This window comes from Bradyrhizobium sp. USDA 223 (genome assembly GCF_044909005.1).
GTDB lineage: Bacteria > Pseudomonadota > Alphaproteobacteria > Rhizobiales > Xanthobacteraceae > Bradyrhizobium > Bradyrhizobium yuanmingense.
The window spans coordinates 4486630-4504248 of the sequence record NZ_JBIYDR010000001.1; the positions used below are offsets into that span (position 1 = coordinate 4486630).

The window sequence follows — 17619 nt, forward strand, 5'->3', positions numbered from 1 at the left end:
GACACGAACCTCAAGCCGTCGCTGCCTTCAGCAGCCTCTCCGCCGCCGCCCTCGCCTCGGCCGTGATCTCGGCACCGGCGAGCATGCGGGCGATTTCCTCACGGCGGTGGTCGGCGGCGAGCGCATTGACGCGGGTGGCGACGCGCTTGCCCTTGTCGAGGGCGTCCTTGGAGATGAGCAGGTGCTGGTCGGCGCGGGCGGCGACCTGCGGGGCGTGGGTCACGGCCATGACCTGGACCTTGCCGGCAAGCCGCGCCAGGCGCCCGCCGATGGCGTCCGCAACCGCACCGCCGACGCCGGTGTCGATCTCGTCGAAGACGAGCGTCGGCGCCGAGCCGCGGTCGGACAGCACGACCTTGAGCGCGAGCAGGAAGCGCGACAGCTCGCCGCCGGAGGCGACCTTCATCAAGGGCCCCGGTCTGGTGCCCGGATTGGTCTGCACCCAGAACTCGACGCGATCGAAACCTTGCGGCCCGGGCGCGGCCTCGTCGGTCTCGACCTGGGTCATGAACCTGGCGCGTTCGAGCTTGAGCGGGGCAAGCTCGGCATTGACCGCCTTGTTGAGCTTCTCGGCCGACTTCTGCCGCGCCAGCGACAGCTTCTTGGCGGCCGCCGCATAGCGGCTGTCCGCCTCGATCGCGGCCTGCTCCAGCTTCTTCAGGCGCGAGGCGCCGGCATCGATCAGCACGACGTCAGCGGCATATTTGGCGGCCAACGCGGCGAGGCCGTCAACCGGGGTCGAATATTTGCGAGACGCCGCACGCAAAGCAAAAAGCCGTTCCTCGATGCGTTCGAGCTCGGCCGGATCGAAATCGGTTGCGGCCAGCGCCGCCTGGAGGTGCTGATCGGCCTCCTCCAGCGCGTTGATCGCGGCGTCGATCGCCTTCACCGCCGGCTCGACCAGCGCCGGCGAGTTGACGCCGCGCCGCTCCAGCCGGCGCACCGCCGCCGAGAGCGCGGCAACCGGCGAATGATTGCCGCCGACCGCTTCCTGCGCCTCGCGCAGGTCGGTGGCGATCTTCTCGCCTTGCATCATGGTGGTGCGGCGGGAGGCCAGCGCGGTTTCCTCGCCGTCCTTGGGCGCGAGCTGCTTCAGCTCGTCCGAGGCGTGGCGCAGATAATCGGCCTCGCGCGCAGCGCGCTCCATGGCGGCGCGATGCTCCTCCAGCGCGGTGTTGGCGGTGCGGCGCGCGTCCCAGAGCGCTTCGACGGCCGCGACGTCCTTCTCGAGGCCGGCAAAAGCGTCGAGCAGGCGGCGGTGGGTTGCGGCATCGACCAGCGCGCGCTCGTCGTGCTGGCCGTGGATCTCGACCAGGGCGGTGCCGACCGCCTTCAGCGTCTGCACGCTGATCGATTGGTCGTTGATGAAGGCTCGGGTGCGGCCGTCGGCGAGCTGCACGCGCCGGAGAATCATCTCACCGGTATCGTCCAGACCGTTCTCGGCCAGGATCTTCGCGGCAGGGTGATTCTTCGGGACATCGAACACGGCCGTGACCTGCCCCTGCTCCGCGCCGTGACGCACGAGGCCGGCGTCGCCGCGGCCGCCGAGCGCCAGCGCAAAGGCATCGAGCAGGATGGATTTGCCCGCACCGGTCTCGCCGGTCAAAACCGCGAGGCCGGAGGCGAATTCGATATCGAGCCGTTCGATCAGGACGATGTCACGGATCGACAGACGCGCCAGCATGGAACCAAATTTCCTAGCCGAGACCCATCTTCTTGAAGGTCCGGCTGATCCAGGACCCCTGATTCTCGCTCGGCTCGAGACCGCCGGATTTTACAAGATTATAGGCGTCCTTGTACCAGCGGCTGTCAGGAAAATTGTGCCCAAGCACGGCCGCCGCGGTCTGCGCTTCGCCGACGATGCCGATCGTCATGTAGGCCTCGGTCAGCCGGAACAGCGCCTCCTCGACATGGCGGGTGGTCTGGTACTGCGTGACGACGGTCTTGTACCGATTGATCGCAGCCGTGTAGTCGCGCTTCTGGGCGTAGTAGCGGCCGACACTCATTTCCTTGCCGGCGAGCTGGTCGCGCGCGCCCTCGATCTTGGCCTTGGCCGAGGTCGCATATTCCGAGTTCGGATATTTGCGCACCACCTCTTCCAGCGCGGCGATCGCCTTTTCGGTGCGGGTCTGGTCGCGGCTGATGTCCGGGATCTGGTCGTAATGGGAGGCGGCGATCAGATATTGCGCATAGGCCGCATCCGGGCTGCCGGGATGAAGCGTGACGTAGCGGGTGGCAGCACCGATGCAGCCGTCATAATCGCCGCCCTGATAGGACGCATAGGCCGACATCAGCAGCGATTTGCGGGCCCAGTCGGAATAAGGATGCTGGCGGTCGACCTCCTCGAACTTCTTGTTCGCCGCCTTCATGTCCTTCTTCTCGTTCATGAGGTACAGGCCCTCATTGTAGATCTTGTCGGCGGGCTCCTCGACGAAGGTGTCGTCCTTGGCGGTGAACTTGTCCCAGAGCGCGCCCGTGCCGCATCCGGCGAGCGGCAGCGCGAGCATGATGAAGGTGACGGCCTGAAGCAGCCCGCGGGCTCGCGACGAGACCGAGAAATATCCGCGCGTCATACGCTGTGCCGACATGAGTTTAAGCCCTGACGCCCTGTGATGCGGTGTCCGCCAGCCCACGAACCCCTCATGGGCGCGAAATGTAACCGTGGTGCCTGCCACGCGACCACGCCGATGTATCCGAAAACGATCGTTAACGAACCGGATAGGGAGGCATTTCGCCCGGATTAAGGCGAACCTGCCGCAATGCTAGCCGATCATGGTTACCAGGAGTTTCCCGGGGGCCGCCAACCACGTTCTGAAGGCGGCAGGCCGCGTCACACATCCGGTCCGAAGGCCGCAGCGACCCGGCCGCCGACGATGCCGCGACCGACCTCGCCCATGGCGCGCGTGGTGCGGCGGGCAGCCTCGCCCTCGACCACCCGCCAGGCGGTCCGGTCGGCGAGCAGCGCCGTCAGGACGGCGTGGTTGAGCTTGTGGCCGCCACGCACCGAGCGGTAGGCGCCAAGCAGCGGCAGGCCGGCCAGCGCGAGGTCGCCGATCACGTCCAGCACCTTGTGGCGGGCGCATTCATCGGCGTAGCGCAGGCCTTCGGTATTGAGCAGCCGCTCGTCGTCGAACACGACGGTGTTGTCGAAGGAGGCGCCGAGGGCATAGCCAGCGCTCCAGAGCCGCGCGACGTCGCACATCAGGCCGAAGGTCCGGGCCCGGCCGACTTCGCGGCGGAAACCTTCAGGGTTGACGTCGAAGGCGTAAGCCTGCTGGCCGATGACGGGATTGGTGAAATCAATCTCGACCTCGACGCGGAACCCATTGGTGTGGGGCCTGATCTCGCCGAAGGAGTCGCCGATCTTGACCGAGATCGGCTTCAGAACCTGGATGAAGCGGCGCTGCGCCGGCTGGGTGACGATGCCGGCCTGGTCGATTGCCGCGATGAAGGCGGCAGCGCTGCCGTCCATGATCGGGACTTCGGGACCGTCGATCTCGATGGTGGCGTTGTCCACGCCCATTCCCCGCAGTGCAGCAAGGACATGCTCGGCGGTGGACACCAGCGGACCGTTGCGGTCGCCGAGGACGGTGGCAAAGTCAGTCGCAATCACCTGCTCGGCGGTGGCCTGAACTTCGCGATCACTTCCCTCAAGTCCGGTCCGGACAAAAATAAAACCCGCGTCGACAGACGCAGGCCCAAGCGTGAGAGTGACGGGAAGACCGGAATGAACGCCGACGCCTGCCACAGAGGCTTGCGCACGAAGCGTTGTTTGCCGGCTAAATTTCATCAGGAACCCGCCCCGCTACGACCCACTGCGACTTATACGAGACCCGCTTGCCCGGCCAGAGCCGACGCTACCGAATCTCCGTATCCCCAAGTCACGGCAAACCATAGTTGCAGCCTCAAACAGCGCCAACTCACGCTTTTTTACCGATTGTTACCCCAAACCTGCCGTATTCGCGCCAAGGCTTAACCAAATTGCACCGGGTTTCGGGACCCTTATCGGCAGTTTTACTGAACCACTGAAGTCGTAATTAATGATTTAAAATCAGTTGTTTGGCTGCGCTATCCGGATGTGCCCGGGACAAAAGGAAAGGTCCCGGCGAGCTTCTCGCCGGGACCTTTTTTCGTCCGCCTTATTGTAACAATTCTCAGGTCGCCTGCCGCCGCAGGAAGGCCGGGATATCAAGATGGTCGTCACCCTGTGGCGCCGGCGCAACAGGCGCGGGGCGGCCGTGGATGTCCAGCCCTTGCGGCGCGGGACGGCGGGCATACTCGGATACCGGCTCATTGGACGCGATCTGCTGCGCCACGGTCTTCTGCGGCCGGCGCTCAGGCAGCGGCGGCATGGCAGGACCGGCGGTGCGGGCCGCGACCGGCGGCTCGCTTTCCTCGTCGCGACGGCCGAGGCCGACATTGGCGAGGCGCTGCAACAGCGACAGGCGGGTCTTCTGCGGGGTCTCCTCCTCGGCCTCGCCGCGTGCCTGCCGAATCTCGGCCTGCGCCGGCATCGGCAGCTCCTCGATTCGCGGCATGCGCGGCGTCCGGGCCGGACGCTCGGCCTGCGGCGGGATGAAGGTATCAGGCGTCATCGGCTCCTGCACCGTGACCGGGGCCATATCGGCCTCCGGGAACAGGGTCGGCTTCTGCGCGATCGGGCGCACGGTGACGTCGCCATAGGTCTGCGGCGCGGGCGCCTGCGGCACCTCGGAAACGGCAGCGGCGATCGCGGCGAGCGCAGCACGCTCGACGTTCGGACGGGGCGCAGCGGGAGCCGGCGCGGCGGCTGGGGTCTGCGCTTCCAGCTTCTGGGCGCGCTCGGCCAGACGCTGGTTGTCGGCGCGCAGCCGGGCGGTCAGGTCGGCGAGACGGCTCTCGGCGGCGGCCGGGGCGGCAGCCTGCTGCATCTGTGGTGCCGGGTTGGCGACGGGCGCAGAGGTGGCCTGGCTGTTGCGGGCGATCGCGGCCTGCTCGATGCCGGTGGCGACCACCGAGACGCGGATCAGACCGTCGAGCGCTTCGTCGAAAGTGGCGCCGACGATGATATTGGCGTCCTGGTCGACTTCCTCGCGGATGCGGGTCGCGGCCTCGTCGACCTCGAACAAAGTGAGGTCCTTGCCGCCGGTGATGGAGATGAGGAGGCCCTTGGCGCCCTTCATCGACGAGTCGTCGATCAGCGGGTTGGCGATCGCGGCTTCCGCGGCGGTCAGCGCGCGCTTGTCGCCGGAGGCTTCGCCGGTGCCCATCATCGCCTTGCCCATCTCGCGCATGACGGCGCGGACGTCGGCGAAGTCGAGGTTGATCAGGCCTTCCTTGACCATCAGGTCGGTGATGCAGGCGACGCCCGAATAGAGCACCTGGTCGGCCATCGCGAAGGCGTCGGCGAAGGTGGTCTTCTCGTTGGCGACCCGGAACAGGTTCTGGTTCGGGATGATCAGGAGCGTATCCACGACCTTGTGCAGCTCGGAGATGCCGGCTTCGGCCGTGCGCATGCGGCGCTGGCCCTCGAAGTGGAACGGCTTGGTCACCACGCCGACGGTGAGGATGCCCATGTCGCGCGCGGTCTTGGCGATGACGGGAGCTGCACCCGTGCCGGTGCCGCCGCCCATGCCGGCGGTGACGAACACCATGTTGGCGCCCGAGAGATGGTCGCGCAGCTCGTCGATCACCTCTTCCGCGGCCGCGGCGCCGACGTTCGGCTGCGAGCCGGCGCCGAGGCCTTGCGTGACGGCCGTGCCCATCTGCACGATGCGCTGCGCCTTCGACATCGTCAGCGCCTGCGCGTCGGTGTTGGCGACCACGAAGTCGACGCCCTGCAGGCCCGCCGTGATCATGTTGTTGACGGCGTTGCCGCCGGCGCCGCCGACGCCGAACACGGTGATCCGGGGCTTCAGTTCGTGAATATCAGGAACATTGATGCTGATGGTCATGGTTGCCTCTCGATCACGCGCGCGTGGGTTCGCCCCGGCCGGTGGCCGCGGGAGTTGGTGAAAATCGAAGATTGCGGAAAGCGGTCATCAGAAGCCCTCGCGTAGCCATCGTCCGACCTTTCCGAAATATCCGCCGGTCCCTGTCTTGATCTGCTGCCGCGTATGCCGCGGTTCGACATGTTCGAGGTGAACATATTGCGGGTAGACCAGAAGTCCGGCCGGCACCGCGAACGCGGCGTTCTTCGCCTCGTTGGGAAGCCGGCCGAAGCCGAGCGGACGACCGACCCGCACGGGCCGGCCGAGAATCCGGGTGCCGAGATCGACGAGGCCGGTCAGCTGCGAGGCCCCGCCCGAGAGCACGACACGGCCGTTCGGCTCTGCGGCGAAGGGCGAATCCTTCAGCTTGTCCCGAACCATTTCGAAGACTTCCTCGGCACGGTGCTTGACGATGTTCGCGATGGTGGCGCGGGAGACGATCTGCGGCAGATCCTGCTCGTCACCGGCTGTCGGCACAGACATCAGCTCACGCGAGTCCGATCCGCCGGTGATGACGGTGCCGTATAAGGTCTTGATTCGCTCGGCATCGGCAATGGTCGCCGAGAGTCCGCGCGCAAGATCCATCGTGATGTGTTGCCCGCCGACCGCAAAACCCGCCGCGTGCACGAAGCGGCCGCCCGAATAAACGGCAATCGTGGTGGTGCCGGCGCCCATCTCGACGACAGCGGCGCCGAGATCGGCCTCGTCGTCGGTCAGCACCGACAATCCGGCCACATAGGGGCTCGCTGCCATGGCTTCGACATTGATGTGGCAGCGCTCCACCGCCAGCATCAGGTTCCGCGCCACGGTGGCGTCGCAGGTGACGACGTTCATGTCGACGCCGAACTGGTGCGCGACCATGCCGCGGGGATCGCGGATGCCTTTGACACCATCGAGCGTGTAGCCGACCGGCAGGGCGTGCAGCACGGTGCGGCCTTCGCCGGTGGCGTGGCGCATGCCGGTGGAGGTGACGCGGCTGACATCGGCCGGCGTCACGGCGCCGCCACGAATGTCGGCGGCAGCCTCGACCAGCTGGCCGGCGAGCCGGCCGCCGGAGACCGACAACAGCACGGACTCGACCCGCACCTTGGCCATCTTCTCCGCAAGCCCGACCGCCTGGCGCACCGCCTGCTCGCATTCGCCGAGATCGATCACAGCGCCGGCCTTCATGCCGCGCGCCTGGATCTGGCTATAGCCGATCAATTCCACCGCATGGGTGCGGCCGCGCAGCGCATCGCTCGGCGGCGAGGGCTTCAGCCGCGCGATCATGCAGGCGATCTTGCTGGTGCCGATGTCGAGGCAGGCGACGATGCCGCCGCGCTTGTGCGGCATCGGGCGCGTCTTCGGCGTCTGGGTGCGATCGAGACCGGTCATGCGGAATCCCCGGCCTTCTTTTTCTTCTTGTCCTTGAACAGCTCCTCGCGCGCCTTGGCGGCGTCCTCGGAGAGCTGCACCACCAGCCGGTCCGGCAGGCGCATGTCGACGGCGACGATGTCGCGCGAAAAGAGCCTGTCCTCCTTGTCGAGCTTCGACAGCATCGCAAGCGCGTTGCCGACGTCCTGCTCGGGCAGGCGGATGTCGAGACCGTCCTTGAGCCGCAGGTTCCAGCGCCGCTCGCCGACGTAGATCGCGGCCTTGGTGACCGAATGGACCTGCGGATAGCGCGCCAGCAGCGCCAGGAAATCGCGCGCCTGGGTTTCGGCGCCCTTGCCGACTACGAGCGGCAGCGACAGGAAGCGGCGCGAGACATAGGGCTCGAGCACGGCGCCGTCGTCGGCGATGACGGAGAGCCGGCCGGCCTCCTGCCACAGCGCGAACGCCTTGCGCTCGGTGAGCTCGATCATGAGCTGGCCCGGATAAAGCTTCAGCACGGTCGCATCAGCGATCCAGGGATTGGCCTTGAGCTTGTCGCGCACCGCCTCGGCATCGAGGAACAGCAGCGAGGAGCGGCCGCTGACGCCGCCGATCGCGAGGATCTCGTCCTGCGTCAGCTGCTTGCGGCCGTTGATGACGACGGAGGTGATCCGGAAGCCGGCGGAATTGGCCAGCGCATTGCGGGCATCGCTGACCGCGGTGACGAAATCCTGGAGGTGGCCGCCCTTGACGATGCCGAAGCCGCAGCTGCCGATCAACAGCAGCACGGTCATGGTCAGGCCGACCCGGCGCGGCAGATAGCGCTCGACCAGCGCGACCAGGCGCGGCGGTGGCTCGCGCTCGATGACGGCCTTGGCCTTGGCTTTGTCCCTGGCGGCAGCGCGCGCCGCTTCGTGCTTGTCCTGCATCCACTCGCGCAGAAGCACGACCGCTCCGATAGCGGCCGCCTTCAGGTCAGCTTGGGGCCTCAGCGACCTTAAAAGCGATCGGGTGAGGCGTCCTGCACCATCCATTGCACGAGCTCGTCAACAGTTTGCCCGCGACATCGCGCGGATCCTGGCGAACATGACGTCTCGGACCTGCCGGGCCGGGTGCTGGTCTTCAGCAGAAGAAAACCTCTCCCCTTCAAAGCGTTCGCTGGGGGTGACATCACCCGCGACAGCTCACGCGCCGGCAGCCAAAGCGCCATATGCGCCGCCAGCGTTAACCTTCGGACGTCCTGGTAAACAAAAGGTAAAGTTCGTTAACGACTCGCGCATTTTGCCTCGCGATGTCTGGCATTTGCGCCGCGATGTCCGGCATTTTACCGGTTTTGGCCACCAAACCGCCCCGTTTCGCCGGTCTGGCCGTTAACCAGTCCTGACTATTTCCGCACGCGCTGGCAGGCGAGCTCGACCAGGCCGCGCAGGAAGTCGACGAACTCGATGCCTTCGGCTTTCAGCGCCTTGGGGTAGAGCGAGGACTTGGTCAGCCCGGGCAGCGTGTTGGTTTCGAGATAGACGAGGCCCTTGTCCGAGACGATGAAGTCAGAGCGGGAATAGCCGGTGCAGGACATTGCGCGGTGGGCCAGCATCGCCTGCTCCTTAAGCGCGGCGGTGATCTCGGGTGCGAAGCGGCCGGGGCAGATCTCCTGGGTCGACTTCAAAAGATACTTCGCCGCGTAGTCGAAATTGCCCTCGCCCGGAATGATCTCGATCGGCGGCAGCGAGATGATCGAGCCGTCGGTGCGCTCCAGCACGCCGCAGGTCGCCTCCACGCCGGCGATGTAGGGCTCGATGACGTACTCTTCATGCTTCGCTGCGTTGCGGACAGCGACGAGATCCTGCTTGGCGTTGACGAAGATCAGGCCGTAGCTCGATCCGTCGCGCGCGGGCTTTGCGATCAGCCTTCCATACTCGGCGAAAGCCTCGTCGATATCATCGAGCGCAAGATTTTCCGGCGGCGTCACGCCGCCGAGCGCGGCGAAGTGCTTGGCTGCGATCTTGTCGAAGGCCAGATGCGACGACGCCGAGCCCGAGCCGGTGAAGGGCACGCCGCGCGCCTCGCACATCACCTGCAATTCGCCGTTCTCGGCACGCCCGCCGTGCAGGCCGAGCACCAGCACGCGATCCTCAGCCTTGGCCCGGTCGAGCGCCTGCGCGAGCGGGACGCCGCGCGTGCCCGGCTTGAATTCGTCCTCGAACGGGCGGGCATGCTCGAGCAGCTGCTTCGACTGCACGACGTGCACCTTGTCCTCGACGTCCCACCACCAGAGGTCAGCCTCGGGCAGCGCCTGATGCAGCGCCTGGGCTGTGGCAACCGAGACAAGACGCTCGCGGTTGGAGCCGCCGAAGAGGATGGTGATGCGCATGTTTTTTGGTCCGTTACCTATCTGCATCGTCATTCCGGGGCGCGCTGAAAGCGCGAGCCCGGAATCCATAACCACCAGTCGGGGTTATGGATTCCGGGCCTGCGCCTGCGGCGCATCCCGGAATGACGGTGATCATGAAACCCCGATCCGCTTGATTTCCCAGTGTAGCTCAATTCCGGAATTCGCCTTCACCCGTTCGCGCACGGTCTCGCCGAGCGTCTCGATGTCGTGCGCGGTGGCATCGCCCGTGTTGATCAGGAAGTTGCAGTGCATCTCCGAAACCTGTGCGCCGCCGACGCGCAGGCCGCGGCAGCCGGCGGCGTCAATCAGCTTCCAGGCGGAATGGCCGGGCGGATTCTTGAAGGTCGAGCCGCCGGTTTTCTCGCGGATCGGCTGCGCGGTCTCGCGATGGCTCTGCACCTCCGCCATGCGCGCGCGGATCGCCTCCGCGTCCCTGATCTCGCCGCGAAAGCGCGCGGAGGTGAAGATGATGGAGGGATCGACGCCGCTGCTGCGGTAGACGAACTTCATCTCGGCCTTGGAGAAGACGTGCTTGGTGCCGTCGCGCCCGACACCCCTCGCCTCGATCAGCACGTCCTTGGTCTCGCCGCCATTGGCGCCGGCATTCATGCGCAGCGCGCCGCCGATCGTGCCGGGAATGCCGAAGTAGAATTCGAGCCCGCCGATATTGGCGGCGGCGGCGACTTCGGCCACCCGCTTGTCCAGCGCGGCGGCGCCCGCTGTGACGATGTCGCCGCTCGCGCTCGCCTCGCCGAAAGCGCGCGGCGCAAGGCGGATCACGACGCCGGCAATGCCGCCGTCGCGCACGATCAGGTTGGAGCCGACCCCGATGACGTAGACGGGAATGTCGGAGGCGAGATGCGCCAGGAAGTAAGCGAGATCGGCCTCGTCCGCTGGCGTGAACAGCACCTGCGCTGGACCGCCGACGCGAAACCAGGTGAGTTCGGCGAGCGACTGGTTGGCGAGCAGCCGGCCGCGCAGATCCGGCATCGCGGCTTTGAGAGCGGGCGTGATGTCGGGGAAACCCACCGTCCTTACCCCAACGCCTTCAACTGGTCCGGCAGCGCATACGCCCATTGCGTGATGTTGCCGGCGCCGAGACACACAACGAGATCGCCGCTCTTGGCGATGCCATGGACGATTTTGGCTAGTTCGCCGGCATTGGGCAGCGGGATCACCTCGCGATGGCCGTGGGCGCGCAGGCCGGCGACGAAATGATCGCGGTCGATGCCTTCGATCGGCGCTTCGCCGGCGGCATAGACATCGGCGACGACGACCGCGTCGGCATCGTTGAAGCAGGTGCAGAACTCCTCGAACAGGGATTGCAGGCGGGTATAGCGATGCGGCTGCACCACCGCGATCACCTTGCCGGTGTAGGAATCGCGCGCGGCCTTCAGCACGGCTGCGATCTCCACGGGGTGATGGCCGTAATCATCGATCACGGTGACGCCGTTCCACTCGCCGGTCTTGGTGAAGCGGCGCTTGACGCCGCCGAAGCCGGCCAGCGCCTTGCGGATCACCTCGTCCGACACGCCGAGCTCGTGCGCGACCGCGATCGCCGCCGTCGCGTTCGAGGCATTGTGCCGGCCCGGCATCGGCAGCGCGAGATCGGCGATCTCGTGCGTGGTGCCGTTCTTGCGGTCGCGGATCACGACCTTGAACTTCGAGCCGCCGCCGCCCGCGGTGAGATCGACCAGCCGCGCATCGGCCTGCGGATTCTCGCCATAGGTGATGATGCGGCGGTCCTCGATCTTTCCGACGAGGCTCTGCACCACGGGATGATCGATGCACATCACGGCAAAGCCGTAGAACGGCAGGTTCTCGACGAAGTGACGAAACGCGTCCTGCACGGCCTCGAAGGTCTTGAAGTGATCGAGATGCTCGGGGTCGACATTGGTGACGATCGCGACATCGGTCGGCAGCTTCAGGAAGGTGCCGTCGCTCTCGTCGGCTTCCACCACCATCCAGTCCCCCGCGCCGAGACGTGCGTTCGAACCATAGGCGTTAATGATGCCGCCATTGATGACGGTCGGATCGAGGCCGCCGGCGTCGAGCAGCGTTGCGACCATCGTCGTCGTGGTGGTCTTGCCGTGCGTGCCGGCGATGGCGACGCAGCTCTTCAGCCGCATCAACTCGGCCAGCATCTCGGCGCGGCGCACCACGGGAATGCGTTTCTCGCGCGCGGCCATCAGTTCCGGGTTGTCGCGCTTGATCGCGGAGGACACGACCACGACCTCGGCGCCGTCGATGTTCTCGGCCTTGTGGCCGACCGAGACTTTCGCGCCCTTCTTGCGCAGACGGTCGAGATTGTAATTGTCGGAGGCATCCGAGCCCTGCACGGCATAGCCGAGATTGACCAGCACCTCGGCGATGCCGCTCATGCCGATCCCGCCGATCCCGACGAAGTGGATGGGTCCGATCTCGCGCGGCAGTCTCATGTGGTTTCCTTGGGGTCATCGTCCGCGAAGGCGGACGATCCAGTACTCCGCGACGCCTGAGATTCAAATCAACTGCGTCGGATACTGGATGCCCCGCTTTCGCGGGGCATGACAAGTGACTTTTTTGGCCATTCGGGCCGGAACAGGCGTCAGATTCCCGCGACCTTGACCACGAGATCCGCCAGCCGCTCGGCCGCATCGAGCCGGCCAGCGCCGCGGGCGGCTTCAGCCATCGCGGCAAGCCGCGCCGGCTCGGCGGCGAAGCCAGAAATTTCCGACGCCAGCCGGTCGGAGGTGAACTCGGTCTGCGGGATGCGGATTGCGCCGTCGACCTTGACCAGCACGCCGGCATTGGCGAACTGGTCCTGGTCGATCGAGCCGGGCAGCGGCACCAGGATGGAGGGGCGGCCGATCGCGGCGAGCTCGGCCACGGTACCCGCGCCGGAGCGCGATACCACGAGATGATTGGAGGCGAGCCGCGCCGGCAGATCCGTGAAGAACGGCGCGAGCTCGGCCTTGATCTTGAGCTTGTCGTAGACGGCGCGCACGCGGCTCATGTCCTCTTCGCGCACCTGCTGGGTGAGGACGAGACGGCTCCACAGCGCAGGCTCGAGCCTTTCGATCGCGCCCGGCACGATGTCGGCCATGATGCGCGCGCCCTGGCTGCCGCCGACGACGAGCAGACGCAGCGGACCGTTTGGCTCGGGCGCTGCATATTTCACCGCAGCGGCCGCGAGGATCGCCGGACGCATCGGCGTGCCGACGGTCGTGGTCTTGCCTGCCAGCGCCGGGTCGCGATCGAGCACACCGGGCAAGGACGTCGCGATGGCGCGCACGTGGCGCGACAGGAACCGGTTGGCGCGGCCGAGCACGGCGTTGGCGTCGTGGATGATGCCGGGCACGCCGGCGAATTTCGCCGCGACCAGCGGCGGCAGCGTCGGATAGCCGCCGAAGCCGACGACAGCGACGGGCTTCAATCGCTTGATCAGCGCATAGGCCGACAGCGTTCCGGCGGCAAGCGTGAGGCCGGCATAGGCGAGCTGGAACGGATTGCGGCCGCGCGCGGTCTCGCTTCTGACGACGTCGATCATGTCCTTGCTGAACAGCCCGCTATAGCGCAGCGCGCGCTCGTCGGTGACGAGGCGGACGCGATAGCCGCGCCGGATCAATTCGACGCCGAGCGCCTCGGCCGGAAACAGATGGCCGCCGGTGCCGCCCGCGGCGAGAAGAATCAGGGGGGACGTGTCCATAATGAGAGAGTTTTACAGGGTCTTTCTCGTCATTGCGAGCGAAGGCAACAATGAGTGTTCGTGCCCCGGGCGCAGCGCAGCGCGCTGCCCTTCGCAGCGTGGTGCGCTGCTGAACCGGGGCCCATTCCTTCTGCGATATGGCTGCGGCATCCTGGGTCCCGGCTCTGCGCTCCGCTTCGCTGCGCTTGTCCGGGACACGAGAGCTTCACGCGTAACTGCGCATCGCCTCGGCGTGGCCGCTCGCCTCGACCTCGGTGCGCGGGCGCAGCCGCGTCAGCGCCAGCATCATGCCGACGCCATAGGCGAGCGAGACCATCGAGGAGCCGCCATAGGAGATGAAGGGCAGCGTCATGCCCTTGGCGGGGATGAGCTGCAGGTTCACCGACATGTTGATCGCCGCCTGCACGCCGAACAGGATCGCGAGCCCGGAGGCCGCAAAGCGCGCGAACATGTCCTCGTTGGCATAGGCGCGCGACAGCGTGCGGATCACGACGAAGGCGAACAGCGCAAGCATCGCAAGGCACAGGATGATGCCGAACTCTTCGCCAGCGACCGCAAACACGAAGTCGGTGTGGCTGTCCGGCAGGCTGCGCTTGGCGATGCCCTCGCCCGGTCCGAGCCCGAACCAGCCGCCGTTGTAGAACGCCTCCATGGCGGTATCGACCTGAAAGGTGTCGCCGGAGGCCGGGTTCATGAAGCGCCTGATACGTCCTGCGACGTGCGGGACGAACAGATAGGCGCTGAACAGGCCGGCCGCGCCGAGCCCTGCGAGGCCGAACACCCAGATCATCCGCATGCCCGCGATGAAGAACAGCGAGCCCCACACCATCAGCACCAGCATGGTCTGGCCGAAATCCGGCTCCATCACCAATAGCGCGACCAGCATCAGGAGCAGCACCACTGCCATCGAGGTCGCCGGCATCTCCGGGCGCCTGGTCGATTCCGCGAACAGCCAGGCAGCGATCACGACAAAGGACGGCTTTGCGATCTCGGAGGCCTGGATGTTGACGCCCAGCAGCGTGATCCAGCGGCGCGAGCCCTTCACCTCCGGGCCGAAGGCGAGCGTGAGCACGATCAGGACGATGCTCGCCGCGAAGATGATCAGCGCCGAGCGGCGGATCGCGCGCGGTGACAGGAAGGACACCCCGAGCAGCACGATGCAGGAGGGCACCAGGAACAGCACGTGGCGGCTGAAGAAATGGAAGGCATCGAGCCCGATGCGGGTCGCAACCGGCGGGCTCGCCGCCAGTGACAGGATCACCCCGGTCAGCATCAGCCCCAGGATGGCGCCCATCAGCGGCTTGTCGACGGTCCACCACCACTCGGAAAAGGGGGTGCGTTCTTCACGGGAGAGCATGGGCGGCCGCTTTCGGACAGAGGTCCGTTCATTGGTCGCCGAGGTTGGTTACCGGGGGGTTAACATGATGGTTCAAGTTGTGGAGAGTCTCGTGCCCCGGACGCAGCGCAGCGCGCCGCCCTTTGCGGCGCGCTGCGCTGCAGAGCCGGGGCCCAACTCTCAACAGTATACCGTATCGCCTTCTAGGTCCCGGCTCGCGCTCCGCGCGTCCGGGACACGAGAGCGCCCTCACACCACCGGCTTCACGCCCGGCAGGACTTGCACCAGCTCGCGGAACTTGGTGCCACGGATCTCGAAATTGCGGTACTGGTCGAAGGAGGCGCAGGCGGGCGACAGCAGCACGACCGCATCAGTGAGGCCCGAAGCCTCGGCATCGCGCGCGGCGTGCTCGACGGCGACGTCGAGGGTCTGGCTGATCTCGTGCGGGACCGTTCCGAGCGTGCCCGAAAACTCCTGCGCGGCTTCGCCGATCAGATAGGCTTTTCGAATGCGCGGGAAGAAGCCCGTGAGGCCAGTGATGCCACCCGCCTTGGGCTTGCCGCCGGCGATCCAGAAGATGTCAGCGAAGGACGACAGCGCATGCGCCGTGGCGTCGGCGTTGGTGCCCTTGGAATCGTTGACGAACAACACGTTGCCGCGGCGCCCGACCTGCTCCATGCGATGCGCCAGGCCCGGAAAGCTGCGCAGGCCGTTCTGCAGCACGTCCTGGCTGATGCCCATCGCGAGCGCGGCAGCAGCCGCGCAGGCCGCGTTTTGCGCGTTGTGCTGGCCGCGCAGCGAGCCGATGCCACCGAGCGCGGCGACCTCGCTGCGGGCGCCGCCCGCGGCGCGCACGATGGTGCCGTGCTCGACGTAAATGCCCGACGCGAGCGGGTTCTTGACCGAGATGCGCACCACGTTCTTGCCGGCGCGGTCGAGCCGGTCGGCGATGTCGCGGCAAAAGCCGTCATCGACACCGACAATCGAGGTGCCGCCGACCTGCACGCCGGCAACGAGGCGCTCCTTCACCGCGGCGTAGTGCTCGATCGTGCCGTGGCGGTCGATGTGGTCCTCGCTGACATTGAGCAGGATGCCGACGGAGGGATCGAGCGAGGGCGTCAGGTCGATCTGGTAGGACGACATCTCGATGACGTGGACGCGGCCCGTGCGCGGCGGCTCCAGCGACAGGATCGCGGTGCCGATGTTGCCGCCCATCTGGGTGTCGTAGCCCGCGACTTTCGTGAGATGCGCGATCAGCGCCGTCGTGGTCGACTTGCCGTTGGTGCCGGTGATGGCGACGAACGGGGCGTCCGGCGCGTGGCGGCGCCGCTCCCGACAGAACAGCTCGATGTCGCCGATTGCCTCGACGCCAGCTTCGCGCGCCTTCAACACGCTCCAGTGCGGCACCGGATGCGTCAGCGGCACGCCGGGCGCGAGCACCAACGCGGCGAACTTCGCCCAGGAGACGTTGCGCAAGTCCGCGGTGATGAAGCCGGCCTGCGCGGCCTTAGCGACGTTCTCGGCATTGTCGTCGGCGGCGATCACGTCGGCGCCGCCGGCCTTCAACGCATGGCAGGAGGCGAGCCCCGAGCCGCCGAGGCCGAACACCGCGACCGTCTTGCCGGCGAAGGACGTGACGGGGATCATCGATCGGTCACCGCAGCTTCAGCGTCGAGAGGCCGGCGAGCGCCAGCATCACCGAGATGATCCAGAATCGGATCACGATCTGCGGCTCGGTCCAGCCCTTCTGCTCGAAATGATGGTGGATCGGCGCCATCCGGAACACGCGCTTGCCGGTGAGCTTAAAGGACACGACCTGGACGATGACCGAAACCGCCTCGAGCACGAACAATCCGCCGATCACGGCGAGCACGATCTCGTGCTTCACCGCGACGGCGATCGCGCCGAGCATGCCGCCGAGCGCGAGCGAGCCGGTGTCGCCCATGAAGATCGAGGCCGGCGGCGCGTTGAACCAGAGGAAGCCGAGACCGGCGCCGAGCAGCGCACCGCAGAGCACCGCGAGCTCGCCGGTGCCTGCGACATATTTGATCTGGAGGTAGTCGGCGAACACCAAGTTGCCGGTGAGATAGGCGATCATCGCGAAGCTCGCGGTGGCGATCATCACCGGCACGATGGCGAGGCCGTCGAGCCCGTCGGTGAGGTTCACCGCATTGCCGGCACCGACGATCACGAACGCGCCGAAGACGACGAAGAACCAGCCGAAATGCAGCACGGTATCCTTCAAGAAGGGAATCGTCAGCGCGGTCGAGGCGGGATCGCGGTTGAGCCGCACCAGCGCATAGCAGGCGACCAGCGCGATCACGGCTTCGATCAAGAGGCGCAGCTTGCCGCCGAACCCGGTCGTGGTTTGCTTGGTCACCTTGAGGTAATCGTCATAGAAGCCGACGAAGCCGAAGCCGAGCGTCACCGCGAGCACGATCCAGACATAGGGGTTGAGCGGATTCGCCCACAGCACGGTGCCGACCGTGAGCCCGGACAGGATCATCAGCCCGCCCATGGTGGGCGTGCCCTTCTTGGAAAGATGCGATTGCGGACCGTCGGTGCGGATCGGCTGGCCCTTGCCCTGACGGATGCGCAAGTGATCGATGATCCAGGGGCCGAACAGGAACACGAACAGCGCGCCGGTCACGATGGCGCCACCGGTGCGGAAGGTGATGTAGCGGAAGACGTTCAGGAAGGTGCGAAAGGCACCGAAGCCCGGAAATGTGTTGGAAAGCTCGATCAGCCAGTAAAACATTCAGACGGTCCTATGGCGCCTTTGCACGTCCAGGTGCTTCACGCGCATTCGCTGGTCTTCGTCATGGGCCGCGCGTTCGGGAAACGGACGGCTTTCGCCGCAAGGGGTGGGATTCGGGAACGG

Annotated in this window: 13 protein-coding genes; all 13 read right to left on the minus strand. The window is 66.4% G+C overall.

All coding sequences use genetic code 11. The features are described 5' to 3' along the window. Positions 1-10 precede the first annotated feature (10 nt). Complete coding sequence (recN, locus tag ABIA40_RS20870; RefSeq protein ID WP_404543082.1) at positions 11-1684, minus strand: DNA repair protein RecN; 1674 nt, start codon at positions 1682-1684, stop codon at positions 11-13. A 13-nt stretch (positions 1685-1697) separates the two neighbouring features. Continuing rightward, positions 1698-2588, minus strand: a complete 891-nt coding sequence (locus ABIA40_RS20875) for an outer membrane protein assembly factor BamD (protein WP_404543083.1) — start codon at positions 2586-2588, stop codon at positions 1698-1700. A 242-nt stretch (positions 2589-2830) separates the two neighbouring features. Continuing rightward, entirely contained in the window at positions 2831-3790 is a 960-nt protein-coding gene (gene lpxC / locus ABIA40_RS20880) for a UDP-3-O-acyl-N-acetylglucosamine deacetylase (protein ID WP_404543084.1), read from the minus strand. Between the two features lie 364 nt (positions 3791-4154). Next, entirely contained in the window at positions 4155-5933 is a 1779-nt protein-coding gene (gene ftsZ / locus ABIA40_RS20885; RefSeq protein ID WP_404543085.1) for a cell division protein FtsZ, read from the minus strand. A gap of 87 nt (positions 5934-6020) precedes the next feature. Next, a complete protein-coding gene (ftsA, locus tag ABIA40_RS20890; protein WP_036003557.1) occupies positions 6021-7343 on the minus strand; it encodes a cell division protein FtsA in 1323 nt (440 codons plus the stop codon). Next, on the minus strand, positions 7340-8356 hold the full coding sequence (locus ABIA40_RS20895) for a cell division protein FtsQ/DivIB (protein ID WP_271542670.1): 1017 nt from the start codon (positions 8354-8356) through the stop codon (positions 7340-7342). Before ABIA40_RS20895 ends, ftsA begins: the two co-directional genes overlap by 4 nt. A 350-nt stretch (positions 8357-8706) precedes the next feature. Beyond that, complete coding sequence (locus ABIA40_RS20900) at positions 8707-9693, minus strand: D-alanine--D-alanine ligase (protein ID WP_271542672.1); 987 nt, start codon at positions 9691-9693, stop codon at positions 8707-8709. 132 nt (positions 9694-9825) lie between these two features. Beyond that, positions 9826-10743 (minus strand): UDP-N-acetylmuramate dehydrogenase, encoded by a 918-nt coding sequence (gene murB, locus ABIA40_RS20905; protein ID WP_404543086.1) that lies wholly within the window; start codon positions 10741-10743, stop codon positions 9826-9828. Positions 10744-10748: 5 nt separating this feature from the next. After that, positions 10749-12152: a UDP-N-acetylmuramate--L-alanine ligase gene (murC, locus tag ABIA40_RS20910; protein WP_271542675.1), complete on the minus strand. Its 1404-nt coding sequence runs from the start codon at positions 12150-12152 to the stop codon at positions 10749-10751. A 149-nt stretch (positions 12153-12301) separates the two neighbouring features. After that, positions 12302-13402, minus strand: a complete 1101-nt coding sequence (gene murG / locus ABIA40_RS20915; protein ID WP_404543088.1) for an undecaprenyldiphospho-muramoylpentapeptide beta-N-acetylglucosaminyltransferase — start codon at positions 13400-13402, stop codon at positions 12302-12304. A gap of 205 nt (positions 13403-13607) precedes the next feature. Further along, positions 13608-14759, minus strand: coding sequence for a putative lipid II flippase FtsW (ftsW, locus tag ABIA40_RS20920; RefSeq protein WP_271542677.1), 1152 nt, complete (start codon positions 14757-14759; stop codon positions 13608-13610). Between the two features lie 228 nt (positions 14760-14987). Then, the gene (murD, locus tag ABIA40_RS20925) at positions 14988-16385 is read right to left on the minus strand and encodes a UDP-N-acetylmuramoyl-L-alanine--D-glutamate ligase (RefSeq protein ID WP_404543090.1); all 1398 of its coding nucleotides are present in this window, start codon (positions 16383-16385) and stop codon (positions 14988-14990) included. 7 nt (positions 16386-16392) lie between these two features. Next, positions 16393-17496, minus strand: coding sequence for a phospho-N-acetylmuramoyl-pentapeptide-transferase (gene mraY / locus ABIA40_RS20930; RefSeq protein WP_157286936.1), 1104 nt, complete (start codon positions 17494-17496; stop codon positions 16393-16395). Between the last annotated feature and the right edge of the window lie 123 nt (positions 17497-17619).

Bases quoted from the DNA above. Each gene is read 5' to 3' on its own strand.
- recN (WP_404543082.1), bottom strand. From the start codon at position 1,684: ATGCTGGCGCGTCTGTCGATCCGTGACATCGTCCTGATCGAACGGCTC.
- ABIA40_RS20875 (WP_404543083.1), bottom strand. From the start codon at position 2,588: ATGTCGGCACAGCGTATGACGCGCGGATATTTCTCGGTCTCGTCGCGA.
- lpxC (WP_404543084.1), bottom strand. From the start codon at position 3,790: ATGAAATTTAGCCGGCAAACAACGCTTCGTGCGCAAGCCTCTGTGGCA.
- ftsZ (WP_404543085.1), bottom strand. From the start codon at position 5,933: ATGACCATCAGCATCAATGTTCCTGATATTCACGAACTGAAGCCCCGG.
- ftsA (WP_036003557.1), bottom strand. From the start codon at position 7,343: ATGACCGGTCTCGATCGCACCCAGACGCCGAAGACGCGCCCGATGCCG.
- ABIA40_RS20895 (WP_271542670.1), bottom strand. From the start codon at position 8,356: ATGGATGGTGCAGGACGCCTCACCCGATCGCTTTTAAGGTCGCTGAGG.
- ABIA40_RS20900 (WP_271542672.1), bottom strand. From the start codon at position 9,693: ATGCGCATCACCATCCTCTTCGGCGGCTCCAACCGCGAGCGTCTTGTC.
- murC (WP_271542675.1), bottom strand. From the start codon at position 12,152: ATGAGACTGCCGCGCGAGATCGGACCCATCCACTTCGTCGGGATCGGC.
- murG (WP_404543088.1), bottom strand. From the start codon at position 13,402: ATGGACACGTCCCCCCTGATTCTTCTCGCCGCGGGCGGCACCGGCGGC.
- ftsW (WP_271542677.1), bottom strand. From the start codon at position 14,759: ATGCTCTCCCGTGAAGAACGCACCCCCTTTTCCGAGTGGTGGTGGACC.
- murD (WP_404543090.1), bottom strand. From the start codon at position 16,385: ATGATCCCCGTCACGTCCTTCGCCGGCAAGACGGTCGCGGTGTTCGGC.
- mraY (WP_157286936.1), bottom strand. From the start codon at position 17,496: ATGTTTTACTGGCTGATCGAGCTTTCCAACACATTTCCGGGCTTCGGT.